Source organism: Metapseudomonas boanensis, assembly GCF_042232855.1.
In the GTDB taxonomy this organism is placed as follows: domain Bacteria; phylum Pseudomonadota; class Gammaproteobacteria; order Pseudomonadales; family Pseudomonadaceae; genus Metapseudomonas; species Metapseudomonas boanensis.
This window is the reverse complement of the sequence record NZ_CP113889.1, coordinates 2,792,682-2,817,107: the sequence shown is the minus strand read 5'-3', so window position 1 is coordinate 2,817,107 and position 24,426 is coordinate 2,792,682. Positions and strand designations below refer to the sequence as shown.

The following is a 24,426-nucleotide window of genomic DNA, read 5'->3' as shown; positions in this document are numbered from 1 at the left end:
AAATCAATTGCTTAACCCGACGTAGTTAGCCTATGCCAAGCGCAAACAAGTACATCGACCAGCCCTCGACAGTGCATCAGCTCTCTCGTTCTCTGGAAAGTGCGAACGCACCGGCGCTTTTGCAGCGGGACGATATCCAAGGGCTGCGAGCCATCGCCGTAATGGCCGTAATCCTCTTTCACACCAACAAAAACTGGCTGCCCGGTGGATTCGTCGGTGTCGACGTGTTCCTGGTGATATCAGGCTTTCTGATTACATCCATCATCTCGCGCCAGCAACAATCGGGGCGATTCAAGTTCAGTGAGTTCTACCTGAGCAGACTCAAGCGGATCGTGCCGGCTTACGTCGCTTTGCTTGCAATCGTTTCAGGCGTGATGGCCGTTCTGCTTACTCCGGATGACTTCAGGTTCTTTGAAAAGAGCTTGAAAGCAGCCGCCTATTTCAACAGCAACCAATATTTCGCCGGTTTTGGAAACTACTTTGCACCCACCGCGCATGAGCTTCCGCTGATCCACACCTGGTCGCTGGCAGTGGAAATGCAGTTCTATCTGATCCTGCCCCTCTTGTTGGTTGTGGTGCCTGCGCGCTTCCATCGAGTGTTATTACCCAGCCTGGCGATGGCCCTGACAGCCTATGTGACCTATCGCCTGAATGATCCCGGCAACCGGCAGGAAATGTACTTTTCCCTGGTGGCACGTATCCCGGAATTCCTGCTCGGCTCATGCCTCGCCATCTTCAAGCCGGGCGATAACTGGTCGCCCCGGCTCGCCAATATCCTGGCCTGCATCGGACTGGGCCTGGTGATGGGAAGCTTCTGCTGGATCAACGAGTCCCTGGCGTTTCCTGGTGTAACCGCCTTGGTGCCCTGCTTGGGCGTGATGCTCATGATTGCAGCAAGGCGCAGCGCCATCAGTTCGGTCTTATCCACAGGCACAATGGTCTGGATTGGCGCCCTGTCCTACTCACTTTACCTCTGGCACTGGCCGATTCTGTCGGCAATGCGTTACTACACCGGTCAATATGAACTCCAACTTTCCTACCTGTTGTCATTCGCACTGCTGACCCTTGGTCTTTCCTATTTGTCTTACCGCTGGATCGAGTGCCCTTTCCGATCTCAAGGAACAGGTCGGTCGACCATCAAACGTATTGCTGTAGTCGGCCTGATCACCGTCCCGATGCTGACCCTGTCTGAAACGCTGAATCGCTCGGTGATCGATCCCCTTCCCCTGGAACAGACTCGCTACGCGCCAAGTGGAACGATCTGCCACGGAACAATTATTGGCGACTGCATCAGGGGGGACCACGATAGCCAGAATACGCTCCTCGTCCTCGGCGATAGCCATGCAGCACAATTGAACGTTTTCTTCGACGTCGTCGGCAGAGCGAACCTTTTGGCGGCCCGAGTCATCACTGGCAGCAGCTGCGTTACCATCCCCGGTTTCGATATCGAACGCCTTCCGGAATGGGCTCAAGCCCCTTGCAGATCGCAGATCGATGCAGCCGCCCCGTTCCTCCAGAAGGCTGACAAAATCGTCATTGCCGCCATGTGGCAATACCAGGCGCAAAGCGACAAGTTCCTGCAAGCCTTTGATCAGTTCCTGGCGAGTACTGACGCGCGGAGTCAGCAAGTACTGGTCATGGCCCAGCTGCCCATGTTCAACACTAATATGCAGCGCATGAACAGATTCGAACGCCTCGGTCTGCCAGTAGTAAGAACGCGCAACGAAGAATGGCAAACGGCAAACAGCCGAATCGCCCAGATCGTCGCGCAACACAAGTCAGCCCGCTTCCTGAACCTCTCCGAAAGTGAACTGTTCTCCGAGGCGCCTTTCGATGAAGGCGTGCTCATCTACTTTGACAATCATCACCTGAACGAGATCGGTTCGACTCGCTACGGCGAATTGGCTGCACCCTCCTTCAAGGACTTCTGATCGACGTTCTCGATGGACATCTCGGCAACCAGACAAAAACGCCCAGCATTGGCCGGGCGTTTTTATTTCTTGAAGGGGCAAACGACGTCCCCCCTACCGAAGCCTTGCCTGCCTGAACTGCTCCGGCCAGTCACGACGGGTGAACACCTGGCCTTCGACGCGTACCCGGCGCACTTCGGCCAGGTCCAGGTCACAAAGCAGCCATCGACTGTTTTCGGGACAAAGCTCGGGGCTTTCAGCAATCACGCCGTTACTGGGCATGCCATAGTCCGGTGGCACGTAGAGGCCGGCGCGGCCGATGTTCTCGTCCAGCGCCGGCGACCAGGGTGCGGGACCGACGGTGGGCGCCTGCAGCACGGCGATCTGGTTCTCCAGTGCACGGGCCTGGGCGCCTATGCGGACGCGGTGGTAGCCAGCTTCAGTATCAGTGCAACTGGGCGCAAGGATCAGGTCGGCCCCGGCCTCGGCCAGGGTCCGCGCCAACAGCGGGAATTCGTTGTCGTAGCAGATCAGAATGCCCAACCGCCCGAAGGGCGTATCGAAAACCCGCAGGCCTTCTCCAGCAGCGATGTCCCACTGCTCGCGCTCGAAACGCGTCATGATCAGCTTGTCCTGGCTGCCCAAGAAGCCATCCGGGCCGAACAGCCAAGCGCGGTTGCGGTAAAGGCCATCAGCGTCACGCACGGGCAGGCTGCCGGGAAGCAGATACAGGTCAAACTGCCGGGCAATGTCGGCACATAATGCCAGCCAGCGGCCAAGCAGTGGCTGGATACCGGCGATGGACGCCAGCAGGTCGCTGCGCTCTTCGCGAGGCAGCTGCCCGGTCAGCACCAGGCCCGCGTATTCCGGCAGCACCAGCAATTGTGCGCCAGCCTCAGCGGCTTCTCTACATAGTCCGTGTAGATGCGCCGCGTAAGATTCCCAGGTCTCGTGCAACTCGATGGCGTACTGGCAAGCGGCGATCCTGATCATGGGGCAAGTTCCTTGAGCCAGAAGGACATGGGTTTGGCGGACTCCTGGGCTTCGTCCAAGTCGCGCCAGTGGTATTCGGTCCTGAGCTGCGGGTAATGGCGATAGCCTCGTCGCTGCCAAAACTCATTGAGCGGCTGGTAATCCAGCGGGCGGCGCGGATGATCGAGCGGACGCTCGACTGCGCAGAAGGCGCAGTGTTCGAAACGCCCAAGCCGCCTCGCATAGGCTTCGCGCTCGGCGAAGAAGCGCACGCCCAGACCGGTTCCCCGGTACTCGGGCAGCAGCACCGACTCGCCGAAGTAGAAGATCCTCGAAGGGTCCCAGCCTTGCTCGCGGAACGGCTGCAGGAACTCCTCCGTTTCATCGACCAGCGGCAGACCGGTGGATGCCCCCACTACTCGCTCACCATCCAGCGCCAGGACGAACAGGCTCTCCGGCGACTCGGCATAGGTCGCCAGGTACTCGGCTTCGTATTCGAGCGTGCCGTTGTAGAGGTAGGGAAACTCGCGGAATACAGTCAGGCGCAGGCGAGCAAGGTTGCCGATGTGCGGCGCGATGGCTGGGCCATGTAGCAGACGGATATGCATGGACGCGGTCGTTTTGCTGATGTGGATGACGCCCCTGGCTAAGCCGGGTAAGCGGCAAGACCCTATCATGCCCGGCAGGTGACGACTGCCCCCTTTGCGACAGGAAACGAACCATGACCGCAACCGAATTGGTACAGGCCTATTACAACGCTTTCAACGCTGGCGACATGCCGGCCTTCCTCGCCTTGCTCAGCGAAGACGTGGTGCATGACATCAACCAGGGCGAGCGGCAGATGGGCAAGGCAGCGTTTGCCGCCTTCATGGACAAGATGAACCGCTGCTACAAGGAGCGCCTGTCCGACATCGTGGTCATGCAGAATGCCGACGGCAGCCGCGCCGCCGCCGAGTTCGTGGTGCATGGCCAGTACCTGGCCGATGACGAGGGTCTGCCGCCGGCAAAGGGGCAGACCTACGTGCTGCCGGCAGGCGCGTTCTTCCACATCCATTGCGGCAGAATCGCCCGCGTGACCAACTACTACAACCTGAACGAGTGGATCGAGCAGGTCTGTTGAGATGCTAGCCCTGCATCCGCGCCTTCGGCACTTCATGCAGCGTGGCGCGGCGCTGGGCCAGGTAGCGGGTGCAGCTGACGCGCAGGAACGAGGCGAAGTTCACCACTTCGCCACGGTAGTCCATCACTTCGTCGTAGAGCTTGGTGATCAGCTGATTGGTGGTCATGCCATCAACCTCAGCGATCTCGCGCAGGATGTCCCAGAACTGGTTCTCCAACCGCAGTGTGGTCACCACCCCGCGAATGCGCAGTGAGCGCGAGCGGGACTCGTATAGGATCGGATCGGCCTTGACGTAGAGCTCGCACATGGCGCGCCTCCTGGGCTCGAAATGCGTGCATGGGATTGTTGGGCCTCGCCAGGGGTCAGCCCAACCTGCACGAGCGGCATCGCAGGTTCGACTGGGTCCCCGTCCACCCACTGGGCTACAGCTCGATCCGCGTGCCGAGCAGTTTGAGGAACCCTGCCAACCAGGCGGGATGCGCCGGCCAAGCGGGGGCAGTAACCAGATTGCCCTGCACATGCGCGCCATCGACCGGAATATCCACATAGCTGCCGCCAGCCAGGCGAACCTCCGGCGCGCAGGCCGGATAGGCACTGCATTCGCGCCCCTCCAGGACGCCCGCAGCCGCCAGCAACTGGGCTCCGTGGCAGACGGCCGCGATGGGTTTGCCGGCCTTGTCGAAGGCCTTCACCAGCTCCAGCACCTTCGGGTTCAGGCGCAGGTATTCAGGGGCGCGGCCACCGGGTATCAGCAGCGCGTCGTAATCGTCGGCCTTGGCCTTGGCGAAGTCGAAGTTCAGGGCAAAGTTGTGGCCTGGCTTCTCGCTGTAGGTCTGGTCACCCTCGAAATCATGGATCGCGGTGCGCACGCTCTGCCCGGCCACCTTGTCCGGGCACACCGCATGCACGCTGTGGCCGACCATCAGCAGGGCCTGGAACGGCACCATGGTCTCGTAGTCTTCGGCATAGTCGCCGACCAGCATCAGAATCTTTTTCGCGGCCATCTCGCATCCTCCTGAAGTGGAAGCCCCGGGGCTTCAAAGGTTAGCCAATTATCCACAGGCCGGATCGGCAGCGGGTAATAGGCCCCTACTACAAGGACATCCCAGATGCCGATCTTGTCCAGGACGCGACTGACACGGCGCCAGAAGCTGCGCTGTGGGCGCACGGGCTTGCCGCTGGCAGCGAAACGCTCTCTGGGCTGCACCTCGTGAGTTGCCATGACCTCACTGCGCCCCAGCTCCTCGCCCACCAACTGCAGTGACCCGTTACCCTCGTTCGGCGGCCCGCCCGTCGAAAGTGTGGGTCAGCGGCGCCGGTCCAGCAGGTTGACCACCAGTCGGTCCAGCCAGCCCCAAAGCCTTTGACGCAGCCGCTTGTGCCAGGGCCGGGCCTGCCAGTCATCAATGCTGATCTCGCGACTGTCGATGAAATCCTGGCGCATGCAGGCATCAGCGGCGGCCGTCAGGGTAGGATCCAGCGCCTCGAGATTGGCCTCTAGGTTGAAGCGCAGGTTCCAGTGATCGAAGTTGCACGAGCCGACGCTCACCCACTCATCGACCAGCACCATCTTCAGGTGCAGGAAGCGCGGTTGGTACTCGAATATCCGCACACCGGAACGCAGCAGACGGGGGTAATAACGCTGCCCGGCAAAGCGCACCGGCGGATGATCGGTACGCCGACCGGTCAGCAGCAATCGGACCTCGATACCACGCCGAGCCGCCTTGATCAGGGCGCGACGCACCTTCCAGCTGGGCAGGAAATAAGGCGTAGCCAGCCACACGCGTTGCCGCGCGGTGCGTATGCTACGGACCAGCGATTGAACGATGTCCCGGTGTTGGCGGGCGTTCGCATAAGCCACGCGGCCCAACCCCTCACCCATCGGTGGATATGGCGGCAGGTGCGCCAGCCCTGGTGCCTCTTCCGGCTTCCAGGGATGCCGGCCCAAGCTGGCCAGCCATTGGTAGTCGAAGATCAGTTGCCAGTGCGCCACCAACGGTCCTTCCACCGCCACCATCACCTCGTGCCAAAGGCTGGTCTGCTTGACCGGGTTCCAGAACTCATCGGTCGAGCCGGTGCCGCCGACATAGGCGACGCGGTCATCCACCACCAGTATTTTGCGGTGATCACGGTGGAAGTTGCGCACGCCGCGGCGCCAGCGCAACGGGTTGTAAACCTGCAACAAAACCCCGGCCGCCAGCAGGCGATTACGAAAGGCGGACCCCAGGCGCAGGCTACCGAAGCCATCGAACAGACAACGCACCCGCACCCCGCGAACGGCCGCCGTGCACAGGGCATCCACCAGCGCCTTGCTACAATGGCCATCCTCCACCAGGTACAGCTCCAGGGCTACCTGGTGCTCGGCCCGGGCGATGGCGGTGAGCATGACCGGAAAGAACTGCTGGCCGTCGATCAGCAGTTCGAAGCGGTTGCCGGACTTCCAGGGAAATATCTGCCCCATCAGCGCGCCGTGAAGATCAGCACCGCACCCACAGGAACCGACAGGCTGATACTCGGCACGCCGGCAATCTTGCGCAGCCCCTCCATGGCATCGGCCAGGCCGAACCGCTCGACTTGCAGCACCAGCGGAGCCAGGGTCACGACCTGGAAGCGCCGATCATCAAGGCGCGTGGCCAGCAGCTCGGCGTTGAATGCCTGCGATTTGTCCTTGAGCTTCACCGTCAACGGCAAGCTCAGCTCCAACTGGGCCCCTGGGGCAAGGTCGGTGATCGGACGAAGATCGAGCTGGGCGCTGATCTCGGCGTTGGGAAACCTGGCGATATCGAAGAATTGCTCTCGCAGACGCTGATCACGCAATGGCACGCCCGTGCTGACCGATTCCAGTTCGACACGCAGGTTGGCGTTGCCGTTGTCGGCGATCTTGCCGTGCAGGGTGAGAAAACGATGAACCTCGGAGAGGTTGCCAGCCTTGGTGGAAATGAAGGATATCCGGGATGACTCGTTGTCCAGGTACCAGCTCGCATGGGCCGGCAGGGCCAAGGCGCCCAGGAGCGCGAAGAATGTGGTGCGTATCGATCTGTGCATGCAGGCTTCCTTTGGCATGTCGCTGACGGCGGAGAGACTCCGGCCCGGCACCTTTGGTCACACATGCCGGAGCCAGGTTCCGCCAAACCCGGCAAGAACCCGGCCGGGCTGACAATCAATGGCAGCCAAACTACCAGAGGATGGCGTCCGATGCTTGCGGGGAGCCGTGATCGAGTAAGTGACACAAGGAGCGCTGCGGCCCGGGCTTCAGTCCGGGCCGCAGCTTTCAGGCATGACTTGTCAGTGGGTTGCGCCCGACAGGACGCAACCCACCCGCCATGAGTCATTACAGACGCGGATAGTCGATATAACCCACTGGGCCCGAGGCATAGAAGGTTTCCGGCTTCGGCTCGTTCAACGGCGCATCCAGACGAAGGCGCTCAGGCAGGTCCGGGTTGGCGATGAAGGGTATGCCGAAGGCTACCGCATCGGCTTTGCCGCTTTCCAGCCAGGCTTCAGCGCTGCCCTTGGTGAAGCGCTCGTTGGCGATGAACACGCCGCCGAAAGCTTCCTTGAGCTGCGGCGAGAGGCTGTCCTCGCCTTCCTTCTCGCGGGCGCAGATGAAGGCGATGCCCCGTTTGCCCAGCTCGCGGGCGACATAACCGAAGGTGGCGGCACGGTCGGAATCCCCCATGTCGTGGGAGTCCGCACGCGGGGCCAGATGCACGCCAACGCGCCCGGCGCCCCAGACCTGGATCACCGCATCGGTCACCTCCAGCAGCAGGCGCGCGCGGTTCTCGATGGAGCCGCCGTACTGATCGGTACGTTTGTTAGTGCTGTCCTGCAGGAACTGGTCGAGCAGGTAACCATTGGCGGCGTGGATCTCGACACCATCGAAACCGGCCGCCAGGGCATTCTCGGCGCCGATGCGGTAGGCCTCGACGACATCGGCGATCTCCTCGGTATCCAGCGCGCGGGGCACAGGATAGTCGCGCATCGGGCGCAACAGGCTCACATGGCCCTTGGCAGCGATGGCGCTGGGTGCAACCGGGGCTTCTCCGCCCAGATAACTCGGGTCGGAGATACGGCCAACGTGCCAGAGTTGCAACACGATCTTGCCGCCGTTGGCATGCACGGCCTTGGTGATGTTGCTCCAGCCTTTCACCTGTTCGGCAGACCAGATGCCGGGGGTGTCCGGGTAGCCGACGCCGAGCGGGGTCACCGAAGTGGCCTCACTGATGATCAGGCCGGCCGAAGCGCGCTGGGTGTAGTACTCGGCCATCAGCGCGTTGGGCACGCGGCCTTCGTCGGCGCGGCAGCGGGTCAGCGGCGCCATGATGATGCGATTGGCGAGTTCCAGGTCGCCGATCTTGATCGGGTCGAAGAGCGTGGGCATGTCGTTTACCTCGGGTTAGTCGAGAGCCGCTTGCAGCTCGGGATTACGGTTGCTGAAGGTGAGAACGGTGGCCACCAGGGCGAAGATCGCCAGCACGGCAGCAGCCAGGGGAACAGTGGTGAGGCCAAGGCCCTGGTCGATGACCAGGCCACCGACCCAGGCGCCGAGGGCGTTACCGACGTTGAAAGCGCCAATGTTCAGGGTGGAGACCAGATTCGGCGCGGCGCTACCGAAGGCGACCACGTTGACTTGCAGGGCCGGCACGGCGGCAAAGGCGGCGGTGGCCCAGAGGAACAGGGTGATTTCCGTGGGGATCAGCGCGGCGCTGGTCCAGCTCAACACGGTGGATGCCACGGCCAGGGCAACGAACACGCCCATCAGGGTCGGCGTCAGCTTCCAGTCGGCCAGGCGGCCGCCAATCACATTGCCGAGGGTCAGGCCCAGGCCGATCAGCAGCAGGGACCAGGTGACGCCCTGGGGCGAAACGCCGGTGACCTTGCCCAGCAACGGCGCCACGTAGGTGAAGATGCAGAACACGGCAGCGGAAAACAGCACGGTGGTCGACAGCGCCAGCCACAGGCCTGCCCCGCGTAGTGCAGAAAACTCACTGCGGATATCCGCCGGCTCCTCATCGGCCTGCCGAGGCAGCACGCGCCAGAGGCCAATCAGGGCAGCCACACCGATCAGGGTCACGGCCCAGAAGGTCGAGCGCCAGCCGGCAGCCTGACCCAGGGCTGTGCCGAGCGGCACGCCGAGGACATTGGCCAGGGTCAGACCGGTGAACATAAGGGCCACGGCAGAGGCCTTGCGATTGGCCGGTACCAGGCTTGCAGCCACGACCGAACCAATGCCGAAGAAGGCACCATGGCAGAGTGCCGTGATGACCCGCGCCAACATCAACAGGTCGTAGTCAGCGGCAATGGCGCAGAGCAGGTTACCTATGATGAAGACACCCATCAGCGCCAGCAGCGCCGCCTTGCGAGGCAGCCTGGCAGTGGCCATGGCCATGAAGGGCGCACCAATGGCTACGCCCAGGGCGTAGCCGGTGACCAGCCAGCCGGCGCCAGGAATGGACACACCCAGATCGGCGGCCACCTCGGGCAACAGGCCCATGATGACGAATTCCGTGGTGCCGATGGCAAACGCGGACAAAGCGAGGACGAGAAGCGAAGTCGGCATGAGCCTGCTCCTTGATCAAAATGAGGTTGTGGCAGGTGCTGCAGTTACAGCTCGTCGCTCATCTGGCGAAGAAATTCAGCAATGACCGCCTCGTTGCGCTTGAAGAAGTTCCACTGGCCCACCTTGCGGCTGGTCACCAGACCCGCTCGCTGCAGCGTGGCCAGGTGCGCAGAGACTGTGGACTGCGAAAGCCCGCAGCGCTGGTCGAACTTACCGGCGCAGACGCCGATCTCGAATGGGTGGTCCTGCTCGACGAAGTACTTCTCCGGGTCTTTCAACCAGAGCAGCATCTCGCGGCGCAGCGGATGGGAGAGCGCCTTGATGATTTCGTCGATGTCGATGGTCGTGCTCATGTCTGGGCCGGTACGTATATCGCAATGGAACGAACTTTATATCGATGAAAGACGATACGCAGATCGTTTGCGCCGATAGTCATCATCGACCGGCATGATGAAACCTCAAGGGCTGGGTTAAGCTGCTCCCATGAACTACCTCGCACACCTGCACCTCGGCGGCTCGCAGCCGGCCCAATTGCTCGGCAGCCTCTATGGCGACTTCGTCAAAGGCCCGCTGGCCGGAAACTGGCCCACGGAAATCGAGGCGGGCATCCGCCTGCATCGGCGCATCGACGCCTACACCGACAGCCACCCGCTCATCACTCAGGCCAAACTGCGCTTTCCCGCCGAGCGTCGGCGGATGGCCGGCATCCTCCTGGATATTTTCTTCGACCACTGCCTGGCCCGCGACTGGCCGCTCTACGCACCGGAACCGCTCACCCTCTTCACCCACAATGTCTACCAGGTGCTCGGTGCCGAAGCGAACCTGCCTGGCCGGCTGGCGCTGATCGCGCCGCGCATGGCGGCCCAGGACTGGCTCGGCAGCTACCGGGATTTCGCCGTACTCGAGCAGGTCATCCAGGGCATGAGCCGACGCCTATCCCGCCCCGAAGCGCTGGCCGGCGCCATGGACGAGCTGGAGCGGCTCTACCAGCCGCTGAGCGAAGATTTCCAGTGCTTCTACCCTGAACTCCAGGCATTTGCGCAGGACGCCAAGGCCCGCGCTTGATCTGAATCAAGGGCCCCGGCCAGCGGTTGCAGTGCAATGATAAAAGTCACTTTGGCTGGTGAGGTGCTCCATGAAATCCCTGATGCTGGCGACCGATCTTTCCAATCGCTCCGAACGAGCGCTCCTGCGCGCCGCCAACCTGGTCCGGCGGTTCGATTGCCCGTGGTTCATCCTTCACGTGGTCGATGGCGACCAGCCACAACTCCGCGTCGAACTGGAGGTCGAGCAGGTACGCCGGTATCTCGCCGAGCGTCTGGATTACTTCTCGGAACTGGCCGGCCGCGAGCCCGAGATCTGGGTTGAGGTCGGCGACCCGGCGCAACACATCGGCGACTGCGCACGCTGGTCCGAGGTCGAGCTGCTGGTGATGGGCAGCCACCGCAAGAATCCGCTGCGCGATATTTTCGTTGGCACCACGCTGGAGCGCGTGATCCGCACCAGTCAGGTTCCGGTGCTGCTGGTCAACCAAGTGCCCGAGGGGGACTACAAGGCCCCACTGCTCGCCGTCGACTGCTCCTCCACCTCTGCCCATGCTGTGCGCACCAGCCAGAACCTGGGTCTGCTGCCAGACTCGGGCGTGCGGACGGTGCATGCCTTCGACCCTCTTGGCAGCACAATGCTACTGGCTGCCGGTGCGCCGGGCGCGCCTGCAGCGATTCCGGGCGACTATGCAGCCGCTGAACGCACTCGGATTACCCGTGAGCTGGAGGAGTTCCTGCACCGGGAAGGACTGGAGTCCCAGGTTGGGCTGCGCCTGGTCGAGGAAGGCCTGCCCATGACCGTACTGCGCCGCCTCGTGAACGATACGCCCACCGACCTACTGGTGATGGGCACGCGCGGGCTCACGGGCGTCAAGCGCATCATGATCGGCAGCGTCGCCGACGCAGCGATGCGCGAACTTGAATGCGACATCCTTACAGTGCCGCCTGCCAAGCGCTGAGTAGCGCTCAGGCTGCTATGTCCTTCTCTTCTTCACCAAACAGCGCCAGTTGAACAGCTTTCCTGGCGCGTAGGCTCAACTGGGTGCGGCTGAGCCCCGTACTGGCGATGGGTTCCAGCAATTGGATGTGGACCTCGGACCGCTCGCTGCGCAACAACCGCAGCAGATGCGAGAGCAGATCATCGTCTCCGATGAAGGGCGCCACCTCGTCGAGTTGGTCGTCGCGCAGGTAACGAATTGCTACAGGCTGAACGGCCACGCCGATTTCTACCGCACTGGTGAGCAGGCGACTGTGGAAAACCTTCAAACCGCTGCCGTCCGTGGTCGTGCCCTCAGGGAAGATCAGCAGGTGGCGTCCCAGGCCCAAGTGACGTCCCAACTGCTGGCCAATCAGCCCGCTGTCGCCCGACCCGCGACGGATGAACAGCGTACCCGCCTTGCGCGCAAGCCACCCTGCCACCGGCCAGGCACGTACCTCGGCCTTGGACAGGAACGACAGCGGCGCCAGCGCCCCCAGCAGCGGGATATCTGTCCAGGACACATGGTTGCTGACCCAGAGCATCGGCTCTTGCGGAACATTTCCGACGACATGGATGCGAAACGGCAGCGCCCCACTCAAGCGCGCCAGGAACCAACGAGTGAGGCGCTGCCGCGTGGGCATCAGGTCACGTCGCAGCAGGCGCTCGAGGATCGCCATCCAACCCGCCAGCAGCATCCCAACACCGATCACGGCCAGCAATCGGGCGACTCGCCCCTGGAAGCGCAGGCTCTTGAGCATTCCCACTTCAAACCGCCGCCTTGAAGTGGCGGGCGTAGCGCGGGCAGAGTTCGTCGCGCTTGAGCAGGATGAATACATCCGCCACCTGGAAATCGGGGTCCCAGCAGGGCTCGCCACAGATCTTCGCCCCCAGGCGCATGTAAGCCTTGAGCAACGGCGGCATTTCAGCAATCACGTTGCCCGGCAGCTCCAGCTCCGGCAGCGGATTCTTGGGCTCGGCACGCAAGTGTTCGGTGCAGAGATAGCGTTCGCGCAGACGCTGCATGATCGCCTGGACCTGGACGCCGCCATCCTGCATCGGGATGCTCGCGCACCCCATCAGGTAGCGATAGCCGCCTTCATTGAGGATTTCAGCCAATTCGCCCCAGAGCACGGCAATGGTGGCGCCATTGCGATAAGCTGGATCGACGCAGGTGCGACCGATCTCCAACACCGGCCCTTGCAACTCGCCCAGGCCATCGAGGCGGAACTCCTCTTCGCTGTAGAAGCGGCCCAGGTCGTGGGCGGCCCGATGGTCGAGCAGGCGGGTCGTCGCCACCAGCTCACCGCTGTCCAGGTCGCGTACGCCGATGTGCAGGCAGTGTGGATCGTAGTCATCCATGTCGAGGCCGAACTCGGCACCGTTCAACTTGGCATCGAACTCCGCGCTGAACACGCGGTAGCGCAGCGACTGGGCCTCCCGCATGGCAGCGATACCCTTCAGGCGCTCGGCCTGCAGGCGACGTGGGCTTTTCCCGTTGGGTGCGACGCTGTCGCGGGTCATGGCGATCTGGGTCATGAATAAGCCTCCGTTGGCCGACTCGATCCCGGTTGCAGCCGGACGATCTTGTTGTGCAAGCTCAGGCTAGGTAGACCCGGTGTCACCCCCATGACGTTCGCATGATGCTTGTATGACAACCCTTTAGGAGCCCCCCATGCCCTGGCAACGCCTGTTCGAGATCACCGATCGCCAGCCCCTGAACCCGGTCCTGGATGATGCCTACGGCGAGTTGCTGGAACGCCTGGGCGAGGTGACGCCATTTGAGCTGGCTGTGCTGGGCGGTCGCCTGGCGGCAACACCTGGCATGGCTTTTCTCGCCGGTTACCAGGGTGCGCTGCGGCTGCTCTGGCCCTCCGCACCGCAGAGCCTGGGCGCGTTGTGCGTGACCGAGAACCGCAGTGTGCGCCCGACGGACATGCAGACGCGGCTCGACGGCCTCAGCTTGAGTGGGCGCAAGGACTTCGTGACCGCCGCCAATGCGGCTGACTGGCTGCTGGTGGCGGCGCGCGAGGAAGCCGCTGGCGAGTCACCTCGCCTGGCCCTGGTGGTGGTACGCAACGGCGCCCCTGGCGTACGCATCGAGCCGCTGAAGCCCTTGCCGCTGATGCCAGAGGTGCCCCATGCACGCCTGCTTCTGGAAGGCGCCCATTGCGAGCGCCTGGCGGGCGACGGCTGGGAAGCCTACGTGAAGCCCTTCCGCAGCCTTGAGGATCTCCACGTACTGGCCGCGCTCTGTGCGTGGCTACATGGTGTCGGCCGCGAATGTGCCTGGCCGCAGGCGCTGCAGCTGCGCCTTCTCGGCCTGCTGGCCGGAGCCGCTGAAGTCGCTCGGCAGTGCGCCAACATGCCCGCCATGCATGTGTTGCTTGCGGCGCTGTTCGCCCAGTTCCAGGCAATCAAGAGCGAACTGGACGCGGCGTTTGCCAGCGGACCTGACGCATGGGCGAAGCTCTGGAAGCGCGACCAGGGTGTGCTGGACATCGCCAGCGGCCCGAGGGCGAAGCGGCTGGAGAAGGCGCTGTCGTCGTTAGGGCTCGGATGAGAGCTTGAGTTGCAGGATGGATACCCATCTAGGGGCGATTGACGGGTCGTCCCCAGTTATCCGGTGCCTTGATCTGGATCAGCACTCGTCCTTCAGAAATGCCTTACATCTGCGCGTCGTTTTTTCATCTGAGGTTTCCATGCGCCGCGAGCCTATCGTGCTGTTCGACAACGGCACCCACCAATGCCTGATGTTCGACGATCTGGTCAGCGGCGAAGGCGTGCAATCCAACCAGTTCCTGATAACCGACAATGAGCAGTACCTGCTGCTCGACCCGGGCGGAGACCTGACCTACACACCGCTGTCCCTTGAGCTTTCCAAGCACATCCCGGTGCAGGACCTCACCTACATCTTCGCCTCACACCAGGACCCGGACATCATCGCCTCCCTGGCCAAATGGCTGCTGCATACCCGCGCCCGAGTGATCTGCTCCAAGCTCTGGGCGCGCTTCCTGCCGCACCTCACAGCCAACTACCTGGCCATCAGCCACGGCATCTCCACCTATGACCGGATCATCGCCCTTCCCGACCGTGGGGAGTCGATCACACTGGGCAAGTGCAAACTGAAAGCAGTACCGGCGCACTTCCTCCATTCGGTGGGCAACTTCCAGCTTTACGACCCGGTCAGCCGTATCCTCTTCTCCGGCGACATGGGCGCGTCCTTGGTGGAAGACGCCACTCCCGTGCGCGACTTCGTCAACCATGTACCGAACATGGAGGGCTTTCACCGCCGCTATATGGCCAGCAACAAGATCTGCCGGCTCTGGGTCGATATGGTGCGCGGGATGGATGTGGAAATGATCGTGCCGCAACACGGTCGCCCCTTCGTGGGCCGCGAGATGATCAGCGCCTTCCTCTACTGGATCGAAAACCTCGAGTGCGGTATGGACCTGATGGGGCCTGAGGACTACCGCCTGCCTCGCTAGCTCCCCTGGTTCCCCCTGCACCGTGGGACGCTTCAGAGTCGTCCTGCATTGAATTGATTCGCCATACCCCTGCAATCCCAGGTCATTGCGCCCCGGTTCCACCCTGTGGAACCGGCTTTCGTTGTCCTCCTTTCCCGCTCGCGGTTATCTGATGGCCAGCCGCGCCGGTGCCGACGCATCCGCGGCCCCGATCAACAAGACCGGACTCCAATCCGGCCATAAGGAGAACGACATGGCTCACCATGCGCACATCCAGGCCTGGCTCAATGACGTCGCCGACGACCTGAAGGCACTGCGCCAGGATATCCACGCCCACCCTGAACTGGGTTTCGAAGAACAACGCACCGCGGCCCTCGTAGCCCAGCTGCTACGCGAGTGGGGTTATGAAGTGCACACCGGTATCGGCCACACCGGCGTGGTCGGTGTGCTGCGCAGTGGCAGCGGCCCCCGCACCCTGGGCCTACGCGCGGACATGGATGCACTCCCCATCGACGAAGCCACGGGCCTCACCTACAGCAGCTGTCACGCCGGGCGCATGCACGCCTGCGGCCACGATGGGCACACCGTCATGCTGCTGGGCGCGGCGCGCTACCTGGCCGCCACTCAGAACTTCGAGGGCACTCTGAACCTGATTTTCCAACCCGCCGAGGAGGGTCAGGGCGGCGCCGAGGCCATGCTCGCGGACGGTTTGCTGGAGCGTTTCCCCTGCGATGCCCTGTTCGGCATGCACAACATGCCTGGACTGGACGCCGGCCACTTGTGCTTCCGTGCCGGGCCCCTGATGGCCTCCCAGGATCTGCTGGAAGTCATCATCGAAGGCGTCGGTGGGCACGGCTCCACCCCGCATCTCAGCGTCGACCCACTGGTGGCGGCATCCAGCGTAGTGATGGCGCTGCAAACGGTGGTGGGACGCAATGTCGATCCGCAGCAGGCCGCCGTGGTTACGGTGGGCGCGCTGCAGGCCGGCGAGGCCGCCAACGTGATTCCGCAAAAGGCCTTGCTGCGGCTCAGCCTGCGAGCCCTGGATACCCAGGTACGCGAGCAAGTGCTGGAGCGGGTACAGGCGATTATCCACAGCCAGACGCAGAGCTTCGGCTGCCGTGCGAGCATCGAGCATCGCCCGGCTTATCCGGCTTTGGTCAACAGCGAAGCCGAGACGGCTTTTGCCAGGCGCATCGGCGAAGAACTGGCAGGCGCGGAACAGGTACAGAACGCACCGAAGGTAATGGGCAGCGAAGATTTCGCCTGGATGTTGCAGCGCTGCCCCGGCAGCTACCTGTTCATCGGCAACGGCAGCGGTGCAGGGCGACCGATGGTGCATAACCCCGGCTACGACTTCAACGACGAGATCCTGGCCCGCGGTGCCGCGTACTGGGCCGCTCTGGCCGAGACCTGGCTACAGGCACCAATGCCCCATCCCTTCGCCCCTGCCACCCACGCCTGATTCCTGGAGAATTTCCATGCACGCTTCCCAGAGTGGAACTTCGCGTACCCGGCAGGTGACCGCTGCCGTGATCGGCAATGCCCTCGAGTGGTACGACTTCATCGTCTACGGCTTCCTCTCAAGCATCATTGCTCGGCTTTTCTTCCCCGCTGAAAGCGAGCACGCCTCGCTGTTGATGGCCCTGGCGACTTTCGGCGTCGGCTTCTTCATGCGCCCGGTAGGCGGCGTATTGCTGGGTCTATACGCCGACCGCAAGGGCCGCAAGGCGGCCATGCAATTGATCATCCTGCTGATGACGCTGGCCATTGCCCTGATCGCCTTTGCTCCGGACTACACCGCCATTGGCATCGGCGGCCCGATCCTGATTGTGGTCGCGCGCATGCTCCAAGGCTTCGCCACTGGCGGCGAGTACGCTAGCGCCACTGCATTCCTGGTGGAAAGCGCGCCGGCCAATCGCCGTGGCCTCTACGGTGCCTGGCAGCTGTTCGGGCAATGCCTGGCCGTATTCGCCGGAGCCGGCATGGGGGCCCTGGTTAGCCATACCCTGTCGCCGGAAGCACTGGACAGTTGGGGCTGGAGGGTCCCCTTCATCATCGGGCTGCTGATTGGCCCGGTGGGTTTGTGGATGCGCCGCCACATGGAGGAAACCGAAGCCTTCCTGGACGCTCACCAGGAAGGAGGCGGCGAGCCCATTCGCCTGATGCAAGTACTGTGCGAGCATCGCCGCGCCGTGCTGGTAACCATGGGCGGCACCATCGGCGGCACCGTGGCCTTCTACGTGGTGCTGGTGAACATGCCGACCTTCGCCCACAAGCAACTCGGCCTGCCGCTGGACCAGGTGTTCATGGTGCAGATGCTCGCCGTGGCGCTGATGACCCTGATCATCCCGCTGGCCGGGGCACTGTCCGACCGTATCGGCCGGCGCCCCGTGCTGTTCGCCGGCACCCTGGCGTTCTTCCTACTGGTCTACCCACTGTTTTCCTGGGTAGCCGCAGCCCCCAGCGTCGAACGCCTGCTGGTCATGCAACTGCTGCTGTGCGCCATGATGGGCGTGTTCTATGGCCCGGCCCCCACAGCCGTGGCGGAGCAGTTCCCGACTCGCGTGCGCTCAACGGGCCTTGCCCTGGCCTACAACATGGCGGTGATGCTCTTCGGCGGTTTTGCCCCCTTCATCGTCACCTGGCTGACCCAATTAGGCGGTACGCCGGTGGCCCCGGCCTGGTATGTGCTGTTCGCTTCGCTGATCGGCCTCATTTCCACTTGGTTCCTGCGTGAAGGCGCACCCGCGGCCCTGGAACGCCAGCAGCGCCGCGCCAACCTGATGTCCCCTGCTGCCCGGAGCCTCTGAATGACTCGTTTCGATGCCCCCCTCTACACCCAAGCCACCCGCTCGCTGCGGGAGGAAATCGTCACCCTCCAGGCCCTGCGGTTATCGGAAGCGATCCGTAAACGGCAATTGTCGTGCCGTGAGGTCATGCAGGCCTATCTCGATCAGATCGACCGGATGAACCCCGAGGTGAACGCCATCGTCTCGCTGCAACCGGCTGACCAACTGCTGGCCGAGGCCGATGAGCGCGACCGCCAACTGGCGCAGGGCCAGTGGCTGGGCTGGATGCATGGTATGCCCCAGGCGGTGAAGGACCTTGCCGCTACCGCCGGTATCCACACGACGATGGGATCCCCCCTCTTTGCCAAGCAGGTCCCCCAGCACGATGCCTACGCCGTGGCGCGGGTTCGCGCGGCAGGCGCGCTGTTCATCGGCAAGACCAACGTGCCCGAATTCGGCCTCGGCTCCCATACCTACAACGGCGTCTTCGGCACCACTGGCAATGCCTATGACCCCAGCCTATGCGCCGGCGGCAGCAGCGGCGGCGCAGCAGTCGCCCTGGCACTGCGCATGCTGCCGGTGGCCGATGGCAGCGACATGATGGGCTCCTTACGTAATCCGGCAGCCTTCAACAACATCTACGGACTACGTCCGTCGCTTGGGCGGGTGCCCTTTGGCCCTACACCCGAGCTGTTCGCCCAGCAACTCGCCACCGAAGGCCCCATGGGCCGCAGCGTCGCTGACGTGGCAGCGCTGCTGCGCACCCAGACAGGCCATGAGCCGGGCGCGCCCTTGTCGATCCGCGGCAGTGATGACCTCGCGGGCCCCTTGCAGCACGACTTCAAGGGCACCCGAATCGGTTGGCTGGGCGATTTCAAGGGGTACCTGCCGATGGAGCACGGCGTGCTGTCGCTCTGTGAAAGCGCCCTCGCTGACTTCCGTGACCTGGGCTGCGAGGTTGAACCCTGCCACCCCGACTTCGACCCGGAGCGCTTATGGCGTTGCTGGCTGGTGCACCGCCACTGGCTGGTCGCCGGCAGCCTGGGCCAAGCCTACGCCAACCCCGTCACCCGCGCCCAGCTCAAGCCGGAGGCGATCTGGGAGGTGGAGTGTGGGCTGCGCCTGAGCGCCAACGATGTCTATAAGGCCTCGTTGGACCGTAGCGACTGGTACCGCACGCTGATGAAGCTCTTCGAGCGTTACGACTACCTGCTCCTGCCCAGCGCCCAAGTGTTTCCTTTCGATGCATCGCTGGACTGGCCAAGGGCAGTCGGCGGACGCGAAATGGATACCTACCATCGCTGGATGGAGATAGTCATTGGGGCCACGCTAGCCGGGCTGCCAGCCATCAGTATCCCTGTGGGCTTCAACAATGCCGGCCTACCCATGGGGCTGCAAGTCATCGGCCGCGCCCAGGCGGACCTCGCTGTGCTGCAACTGGCCTACGCCCATGAGCAGCTCACACAGTGGGTGCGTAACTGTCCACCACCGCTGCTTGGCGATGCACGATAGGCGAATCGCCTAAGCGTCCAGCTCATTCGGGCCTGCATCTTGCAGCGCCCGTGTGACAATTCCATCAAGGGTAGCGCTGGAGACGGCAATGCAAGGCAAAGACGAAGGTGGGACCGTGCGCTCGGTGGGGCGCGCCTTGGCCATAGTCGAATTGCTGGGCGAACACGGCCCGCTGGGCCTGGAGGAGCTGCATTACCTCACCGGCCTACCAAAGGCGACCGTGTCACGCTTACTGCACACCCTGCAGGACCAGGACTGGCTCTACCGCGGCCTCTGCGACCGTCGGTATCAGCTGCGTTCCAAGCGATTGTTCGGCAACCCCAGCCAGCGCTTCAGCAGCCGCCTGGTGGAACAAGCTGCACCACTGCTCCGTGAGCTCAGCGAACGCACCGGCCTTGTCGCCGACCTGTCGTTCTTCGATGGCGACGACCTTTACGTCGTGGAAAGCTCGATTCCCGATGTGCTGCGCAAGCGCTACCCCGCTAACCGCCTGGTGGTGGGGCTGCAGGCCAGCCTGTTCCACTCCGCCATGGGCAAGGCGTGCTTGGGGGAACTGGACTGCGCCGAAGTCCAGCGGCTGGCCGAGCGTCATCAGTTGTGCGGCGACGACTTACTGCGAGCCCACGAACAGACGCACCACCTGGGCTTCGGCGAGCGCACCGAAGGCTCTTGGGAGTACGCAGTCCGCCTACCCTTCCTGATCCGCGCCGTGGCCTTGCCGGTACGCGCCCAGGGGCGCCTGGTCGGCAGTATCGCCCTGCACTGGCCAAGGGATCAGGACAGTGTCGAGCGGGTACGCCAACGCCATCTGGTCGATCTGGCCGGAGCTATCGATCAATTGCAGCAGAGCCTAGGCTGATACTTGGCCGAGACGCGTCAAAATTCGTTAGCCTTCGCCAACTTCCCACCACTGAAAATTAGCCACTCACAATGCTTTAGCATGCGAGTGAACAATCATTTCCTTGATATTTGATCATCCGCGATTCCGCGTGGCGGAACTCAATTCAATTGCCCTTTATTCCCCCGAATCGACAATAGGCCACACCCGTTTATACGGCCTTTCCATCATTCAAGAAGAATAAGAAGGTGATGAAATGCGGATTGCGCAAAAGTGCCTCGCTGGCCTGGCCTGCTTGAGCGCCATGGGGAGTGCGAGTGCGGATGCATTCATCGATGACAGCCGAACTTCCCTGCGTTACAGCCAGTTCTACTGGAAAGAAAACAATGGAGACGGCGTAGGGCCGACGCGTAACGAATGGGTGCAGGCAGCCTTATTCAACTTCAACTCTGGCTGGTATCGGGACCTATTGGGCTTCGACTACAGCTATGGCCTGGCGGACGATCTTTATGTCGGCGGCGAAGCCAACAATATCAGCAACCTGGAAGCCGACAATTCGGTGCAATCGCCCCACGGCATCGCCAAGCCGGTCGAAGCGTACCTGCGCGGTCGCCTAGCCGGAGAAGGCGGTGAACTGCAACTGGGGGCTGGCAAGAAGAGTCGTCGCTACGCGCAATACTTCGATGACCCCAGATCACGCATCCTGCCTCCCTCGACCCTGGGCCTCGACCTCGACTACACACTTGGCGGGCTGGCCCTGCGCTTCAGCCATATCAACGGCTTCAGTGCCCGCAATGAGTCGGGTTGGGCCGACGATCTGAGGAACTTTCGCGGAGAAACCATCGACGCCTTGCAGCTCTTCGCCCTGGGTTATGCAATGCCTTGGGGTAGCCGCCTGCAGGCCGAATACTCCGAGTCGGAGGACTACCTCAGGGTTGCCTCGGTGAAGCTGGAGCACAGTATCCAGCTGGCCCCCGGGCAGTACCTCGATCTTTACGCCACCCAGGGCATGCAGGAGGACGCTGGCGATCGCTTCGAATACGAGGGTGCGCGCGGGCTTTACGAGGCAGAGAGTTCGCATGATGCGCGTTACCTCGACCTGTCGGCAAAGTACCGTACGGACCATTTTTATGCCGGAATGACCTACAACAAAGTGCGTGGCGATGATTTTGATCGACTTTTCTTCAGCAAGGATCATGGAACCTGGAACAGCAGCGCCAAGTTGTTTTACTTCTTTGGACTGGAAGAAGAAGAAATGTTCAAACTGATGGGCGGAATGGACTTTTCCTTTTTCGGTCTTCCGCAACTAAGACTGGATACCCACTACGCATTCTCCGACCACGCCGATGGTTATGACGGATTCTCACGCAGGGAGTTCCAAAGCATACTTCAGTACAACTTCGACGGATATTTGAAAGGTCTGAACGTGGCGTGGCTGCACAACCAATTCCGCACCAAGGGCGAGCCGGACGGGATATCCCGCTTCAATACCTCATTCGGACCGGCGGGCATCATTACCCACAACGCCAATCGGATTTACCTGAATTACGTTTACCAGTTCTGATGTCAGGCGAAGGTAGATGCGGTGCTGCAGGTCGGCGGGCTCCGCTACGCTCAGCGCCAACCTTGTATCTACGAGAAGCTGCAGGCAGGTTGCACGATCGGCCGCCTCTCCCGTTAACGGGAGAGGCGGTAGGGGGAGGGATAAAGGGGCGTGAAGGCTGGAGATCCCGCCTTCAACGCGTATTGATCTGCTGCTGCAGGTTCAGCATCTGGGTCTGCAGGGCACTGATGTTACGGGTCATCTGCGCACGGAAGGCATCGAATTCTGCCGTGCTGGCGCCTTGGGCCTGGGCCGGGCGGTTGTCCAGTTGGCTACGCAGCACCAGCAGGTCCTGCTCGAGGCTCTTGATGGCCTGGTTCGGGTTGCCCTGCTTCTTCAGCACGTCCAGGTCGCTACCGAGGCCCTTTAGACGCTCGTCGAGTCTGGCCAGATCACCCTGCGACGACTTGAGCCGGGACTGCTCTTCAGCCAGCGCCCTCAACTTGCCGTCCACTTGGCCCGCGGCGCCTTGCTGGGCACGGAAGTCGGAAGCCAGTTGATCGACCCGCTTGCCCTGGTTACCGACTTGGGCGGCAACGTTCTGTTGCTGCTTGCTGAGCTCCACCACCTTGTTCTGCAACTGTCTGATCTGCAGCTTCAGCGACTCACTGCCGCTGGTGACGTTGGACTCGGTGGCGACCACCTTGCCGTTGATGTCCTGGATGCGACCGGCGGCCTCCTCGCTGATGCGAGCGAAGCTTTCCTGGGTGGCCACCAGCTGCTGCTCCATCAGGCTGATCTGCTGAAAGCTCCACCAGCCCAGGCCACCCAGGGCGATCACCAGGGCACCGATCAAGGCCCAGAGTGGGCCAGTGCTGGCGCTCTTCACCACCATCGGGCTGTTGGCGGGATGACCATAACTACTGGAACCCAGCGGCGCGGCTGCCGCTGGGTGATGGCCGAACTCGTCGCGATCATGGGCGTCAGTAGTCAGGCTGGGGATATCATCCACATCATCGAGGGCATCGTTACGCATGGGGGAACCTTCAGAGAAAAACGCAGAAACACGATTGAGCGGCAGTATACCGATTCGAAACCTGCCCATCAGCGTCGCGCCAAGCCAGTGCAAGACGCACCGCCTAGGGGCAGCGCTTTTAAATCGACCTCCGGATCGCCGCACGGTTCCGATGTCCGACAGGTGGTACGCCCCTTGCTAGCCACTTGCCAGTGCGGCCTGGGCACAGCGGGCCGACCTGAATGATTCCAACAAAACGTGCCCCTTCAGCAGAAGAGCGCAGCGTGCTTCAACCATAAGGGGAAGACGAGTGGAACTGACCAAGGCTGTCCTGGATTGCATGCAAGCACTGCGGCGTCAGCTACGAGACGAACAGTCCGTCGATATCCGCCTCAGCCAGCCCGACGCTATCCAATCGATGATCAATGCCTGCGCTGAATCGCAACTGGAGGCCACCCGCGCACTGGGCGAGCGCCTCAGCACACTGACGGGCATCAGGCTAAAAGCACCCCCACCGAGCGAGGAAGAACTGATCCGCAAGTACACCCAGTACGCCGGCCCGCTCCGCGGTTAGGCGCTGTCCATATGGCACTGAGGCTGCAGGGCTTTCCACCAACCACAGAACTCATCCAGAGCGGTCCAAATGCTTACCTGCGGGTCGTAGTCGAGGTACTGTCGCGCACGACTGATGTCGAGGGAGAAGTCGCGTGCCATCACGGCAACGCCAAGACGGAACAGCGAAGGTTCTGGATGCCCCGGCAGCAACTTGCAGACGCTCTCGTTAAGCAGCGCGGCGCTGTATGCCACGCCGAACGGCAGATGCCGGGCGACCGGAGGAACACCCAACCGACGCAGCACATAGTTGACCACGTCCCATAGGGGCACCGGCTTGCCATTGCTGATGTTGTAGGCCTTGCCGAGCGCAGACCCCGCCGCCAGCAGGCCGTTAAGGAGGACATCATTGAGGTTCTGCACGCTGGTGAAGTCGACCTTGTTCAGGCCATTGCCGATGATCGACAACCGCCCTTTGCGCTGCATGGCGATCAGCCTGGGGAAGATACTGGTATCCCCGGCGCCGGTGACGAAGCGTGGGCGGAAAGCCATGACCTCAAGGCCGAACTCCTCGGCGGCGAAGACTTTCTGCTCAGCCAAGTATTTAGTGGCGCCATAGTGGTCGGAGAACCGCTTGGGCACCTGCTCCTCGGTCAATCCCACGTGGGACTTGCCATCGAAATAGATGGATGGCGACGATAGGTGCAGTAGGCGGCGAACACGCTGTTTCAGGCACGCCTCGACGACGTTCTCGGTCACTTGAACATTGGCCTGGTAGAACTGCGGGTATCTGCCCCACACGCCCACCGCGCCGGCACAATGCACCACAGCCTCGACATCCGTGCAGAGACGCCGCACCAATTCAGGATCGGACAAGTCGCCCTGCATGAACTCCGCGCCCCGCCGGACCAGATCCTCCGTCGCTTCAGCACGTCGGCCGGTAACCCGCACGCTCAGCCCTTGCTCCAGGGCGAAACGGGCAAAGCGCCCGCCAATGAAGCCACTCGCCCCTGTAACCAGAATCTTCATCGATCACTCCCAGGCTTTTATCATTGTGCTCGCGACTCTAGCAGCCACGTCGCGCCGCGAACGTGGCATCGCGAGCCAATCCTGCGACTCTGAA

The 24,426-nt window shown here is 62.4% G+C and carries 25 protein-coding genes; 12 read left to right on the top strand and 13 right to left on the bottom strand.

What is annotated here, in order from left to right; translation table 11 throughout:
• The first annotated feature begins 32 nt into the window (after window positions 1-32).
• On the top strand, window positions 33-1,931 hold the full coding sequence (locus OXH74_RS12985; protein ID WP_375741526.1) for an acyltransferase family protein: 1,899 nt from the start codon (window positions 33-35) through the stop codon (window positions 1,929-1,931).
• A 93-nt stretch (window positions 1,932-2,024) separates the two neighbouring features.
• On the opposite strand, the gene OXH74_RS12980 is transcribed toward OXH74_RS12985, so the two are convergent.
• Both OXH74_RS12980 and OXH74_RS12975 read right to left on the bottom strand, forming a co-directional pair.
• Complete coding sequence (locus OXH74_RS12980) at window positions 2,025-2,903, bottom strand: carbon-nitrogen hydrolase family protein (RefSeq protein ID WP_375741525.1); 879 nt, start codon at window positions 2,901-2,903, stop codon at window positions 2,025-2,027.
• Entirely contained in the window at window positions 2,900-3,490 is a 591-nt protein-coding gene (locus OXH74_RS12975; RefSeq protein WP_375741524.1) for a GNAT family N-acetyltransferase, read from the bottom strand. The genes OXH74_RS12980 and OXH74_RS12975 overlap by 4 nt, the downstream gene beginning before the upstream one ends.
• A gap of 113 nt (window positions 3,491-3,603) precedes the next feature.
• Between OXH74_RS12975 and OXH74_RS12970 the strand changes: the two genes are divergently transcribed.
• Complete coding sequence (locus tag OXH74_RS12970; protein ID WP_375741523.1) at window positions 3,604-4,002, top strand: nuclear transport factor 2 family protein; 399 nt, start codon at window positions 3,604-3,606, stop codon at window positions 4,000-4,002.
• A gap of 4 nt (window positions 4,003-4,006) precedes the next feature.
• Here the strand turns inward: OXH74_RS12970 and OXH74_RS12965 are convergent, their stop codons facing one another.
• The 7 genes from OXH74_RS12965 to OXH74_RS12935 form a co-directional block, all read right to left on the bottom strand.
• Window positions 4,007-4,309: a ribbon-helix-helix domain-containing protein gene (locus OXH74_RS12965; RefSeq protein ID WP_215379782.1), complete on the bottom strand. Its 303-nt coding sequence runs from the start codon at window positions 4,307-4,309 to the stop codon at window positions 4,007-4,009.
• A 115-nt stretch (window positions 4,310-4,424) separates the two neighbouring features.
• Window positions 4,425-5,006: a DJ-1/PfpI family protein gene (locus OXH74_RS12960; RefSeq protein WP_375741522.1), complete on the bottom strand. Its 582-nt coding sequence runs from the start codon at window positions 5,004-5,006 to the stop codon at window positions 4,425-4,427.
• A gap of 302 nt (window positions 5,007-5,308) precedes the next feature.
• Window positions 5,309-6,466, bottom strand: coding sequence for a phosphatidylserine/phosphatidylglycerophosphate/cardiolipin synthase family protein (locus OXH74_RS12955; RefSeq protein WP_375741607.1), 1,158 nt, complete (start codon window positions 6,464-6,466; stop codon window positions 5,309-5,311).
• Window positions 6,463-7,047, bottom strand: coding sequence for a YceI family protein (locus tag OXH74_RS12950; protein WP_375741521.1), 585 nt, complete (start codon window positions 7,045-7,047; stop codon window positions 6,463-6,465). Before OXH74_RS12950 ends, OXH74_RS12955 begins: the two co-directional genes overlap by 4 nt.
• A 286-nt stretch (window positions 7,048-7,333) precedes the next feature.
• Window positions 7,334-8,383 carry an alkene reductase gene (locus OXH74_RS12945; protein ID WP_375741520.1) on the bottom strand — a complete coding sequence of 350 codons (1,050 nt, stop codon included), beginning with the start codon at window positions 8,381-8,383 and terminating at the stop codon, window positions 7,334-7,336.
• A gap of 15 nt (window positions 8,384-8,398) precedes the next feature.
• Window positions 8,399-9,562 (bottom strand): MFS transporter, encoded by a 1,164-nt coding sequence (locus tag OXH74_RS12940; RefSeq protein WP_375741519.1) that lies wholly within the window; start codon window positions 9,560-9,562, stop codon window positions 8,399-8,401.
• A 44-nt stretch (window positions 9,563-9,606) separates the two neighbouring features.
• Window positions 9,607-9,915 (bottom strand): ArsR/SmtB family transcription factor, encoded by a 309-nt coding sequence (locus OXH74_RS12935; RefSeq protein WP_375741518.1) that lies wholly within the window; start codon window positions 9,913-9,915, stop codon window positions 9,607-9,609.
• Between the two features lie 130 nt (window positions 9,916-10,045).
• Between OXH74_RS12935 and OXH74_RS12930 the strand changes: the two genes are divergently transcribed.
• Together OXH74_RS12930 and OXH74_RS12925 are read left to right on the top strand one after the other, a co-directional pair.
• On the top strand, window positions 10,046-10,627 hold the full coding sequence (locus OXH74_RS12930) for an ACP phosphodiesterase (RefSeq protein WP_215379767.1): 582 nt from the start codon (window positions 10,046-10,048) through the stop codon (window positions 10,625-10,627).
• Between the two features lie 70 nt (window positions 10,628-10,697).
• Window positions 10,698-11,567 carry a universal stress protein gene (locus tag OXH74_RS12925; protein ID WP_375741517.1) on the top strand — a complete coding sequence of 290 codons (870 nt, stop codon included), beginning with the start codon at window positions 10,698-10,700 and terminating at the stop codon, window positions 11,565-11,567.
• 7 nt (window positions 11,568-11,574) lie between these two features.
• Here OXH74_RS12925 and OXH74_RS12920 read toward each other — a convergent pair whose 3' ends face one another.
• Both OXH74_RS12920 and olsB read right to left on the bottom strand, forming a co-directional pair.
• A complete protein-coding gene (locus tag OXH74_RS12920; RefSeq protein WP_375741516.1) occupies window positions 11,575-12,345 on the bottom strand; it encodes a lysophospholipid acyltransferase family protein in 771 nt (256 codons plus the stop codon).
• 7 nt (window positions 12,346-12,352) lie between these two features.
• On the bottom strand, window positions 12,353-13,123 hold the full coding sequence (olsB, locus tag OXH74_RS12915) for an L-ornithine N(alpha)-acyltransferase (protein WP_375741515.1): 771 nt from the start codon (window positions 13,121-13,123) through the stop codon (window positions 12,353-12,355).
• 136 nt (window positions 13,124-13,259) lie between these two features.
• Between olsB and OXH74_RS12910 the strand changes: the two genes are divergently transcribed.
• From OXH74_RS12910 to OXH74_RS12880, 7 genes are all read left to right on the top strand, one after another.
• Window positions 13,260-14,147, top strand: coding sequence for an acyl-CoA dehydrogenase family protein (locus tag OXH74_RS12910; protein WP_375741514.1), 888 nt, complete (start codon window positions 13,260-13,262; stop codon window positions 14,145-14,147).
• A 139-nt stretch (window positions 14,148-14,286) separates the two neighbouring features.
• The gene (locus OXH74_RS12905; protein WP_375741513.1) at window positions 14,287-15,072 is read left to right on the top strand and encodes an MBL fold metallo-hydrolase; all 786 of its coding nucleotides are present in this window, start codon (window positions 14,287-14,289) and stop codon (window positions 15,070-15,072) included.
• Between the two features lie 232 nt (window positions 15,073-15,304).
• Window positions 15,305-16,516 carry a M20 aminoacylase family protein gene (locus OXH74_RS12900; protein ID WP_375741512.1) on the top strand — a complete coding sequence of 404 codons (1,212 nt, stop codon included), beginning with the start codon at window positions 15,305-15,307 and terminating at the stop codon, window positions 16,514-16,516.
• Window positions 16,517-16,532: 16 nt separating this feature from the next.
• A complete protein-coding gene (locus OXH74_RS12895) occupies window positions 16,533-17,864 on the top strand; it encodes a citrate-proton symporter (RefSeq protein ID WP_375741511.1) in 1,332 nt (443 codons plus the stop codon).
• Window positions 17,865-19,355 carry an amidase gene (locus tag OXH74_RS12890; RefSeq protein WP_375741510.1) on the top strand — a complete coding sequence of 497 codons (1,491 nt, stop codon included), beginning with the start codon at window positions 17,865-17,867 and terminating at the stop codon, window positions 19,353-19,355. It abuts the gene before it with no gap.
• Window positions 19,356-19,443: 88 nt separating this feature from the next.
• Window positions 19,444-20,214, top strand: coding sequence for an IclR family transcriptional regulator (locus OXH74_RS12885; protein WP_375741509.1), 771 nt, complete (start codon window positions 19,444-19,446; stop codon window positions 20,212-20,214).
• Window positions 20,215-20,449: 235 nt separating this feature from the next.
• Window positions 20,450-21,757: an OprD family outer membrane porin gene (locus OXH74_RS12880; RefSeq protein WP_375741508.1), complete on the top strand. Its 1,308-nt coding sequence runs from the start codon at window positions 20,450-20,452 to the stop codon at window positions 21,755-21,757.
• 172 nt (window positions 21,758-21,929) lie between these two features.
• Here the strand turns inward: OXH74_RS12880 and OXH74_RS12875 are convergent, their stop codons facing one another.
• On the bottom strand, window positions 21,930-22,772 hold the full coding sequence (locus OXH74_RS12875; RefSeq protein WP_215379749.1) for an ATPase: 843 nt from the start codon (window positions 22,770-22,772) through the stop codon (window positions 21,930-21,932).
• Window positions 22,773-23,061: 289 nt separating this feature from the next.
• Here OXH74_RS12875 and OXH74_RS12870 point away from each other — a divergent pair, with 289 nt between their 5' ends.
• Complete coding sequence (locus OXH74_RS12870; RefSeq protein WP_375741507.1) at window positions 23,062-23,325, top strand: hypothetical protein; 264 nt, start codon at window positions 23,062-23,064, stop codon at window positions 23,323-23,325.
• Here the strand turns inward: OXH74_RS12870 and OXH74_RS12865 are convergent.
• On the bottom strand, window positions 23,322-24,332 hold the full coding sequence (locus OXH74_RS12865) for an NAD-dependent epimerase/dehydratase family protein (RefSeq protein ID WP_375741506.1): 1,011 nt from the start codon (window positions 24,330-24,332) through the stop codon (window positions 23,322-23,324). The genes OXH74_RS12870 and OXH74_RS12865 overlap by 4 nt on opposite strands.
• Between the last annotated feature and the right edge of the window lie 94 nt (window positions 24,333-24,426).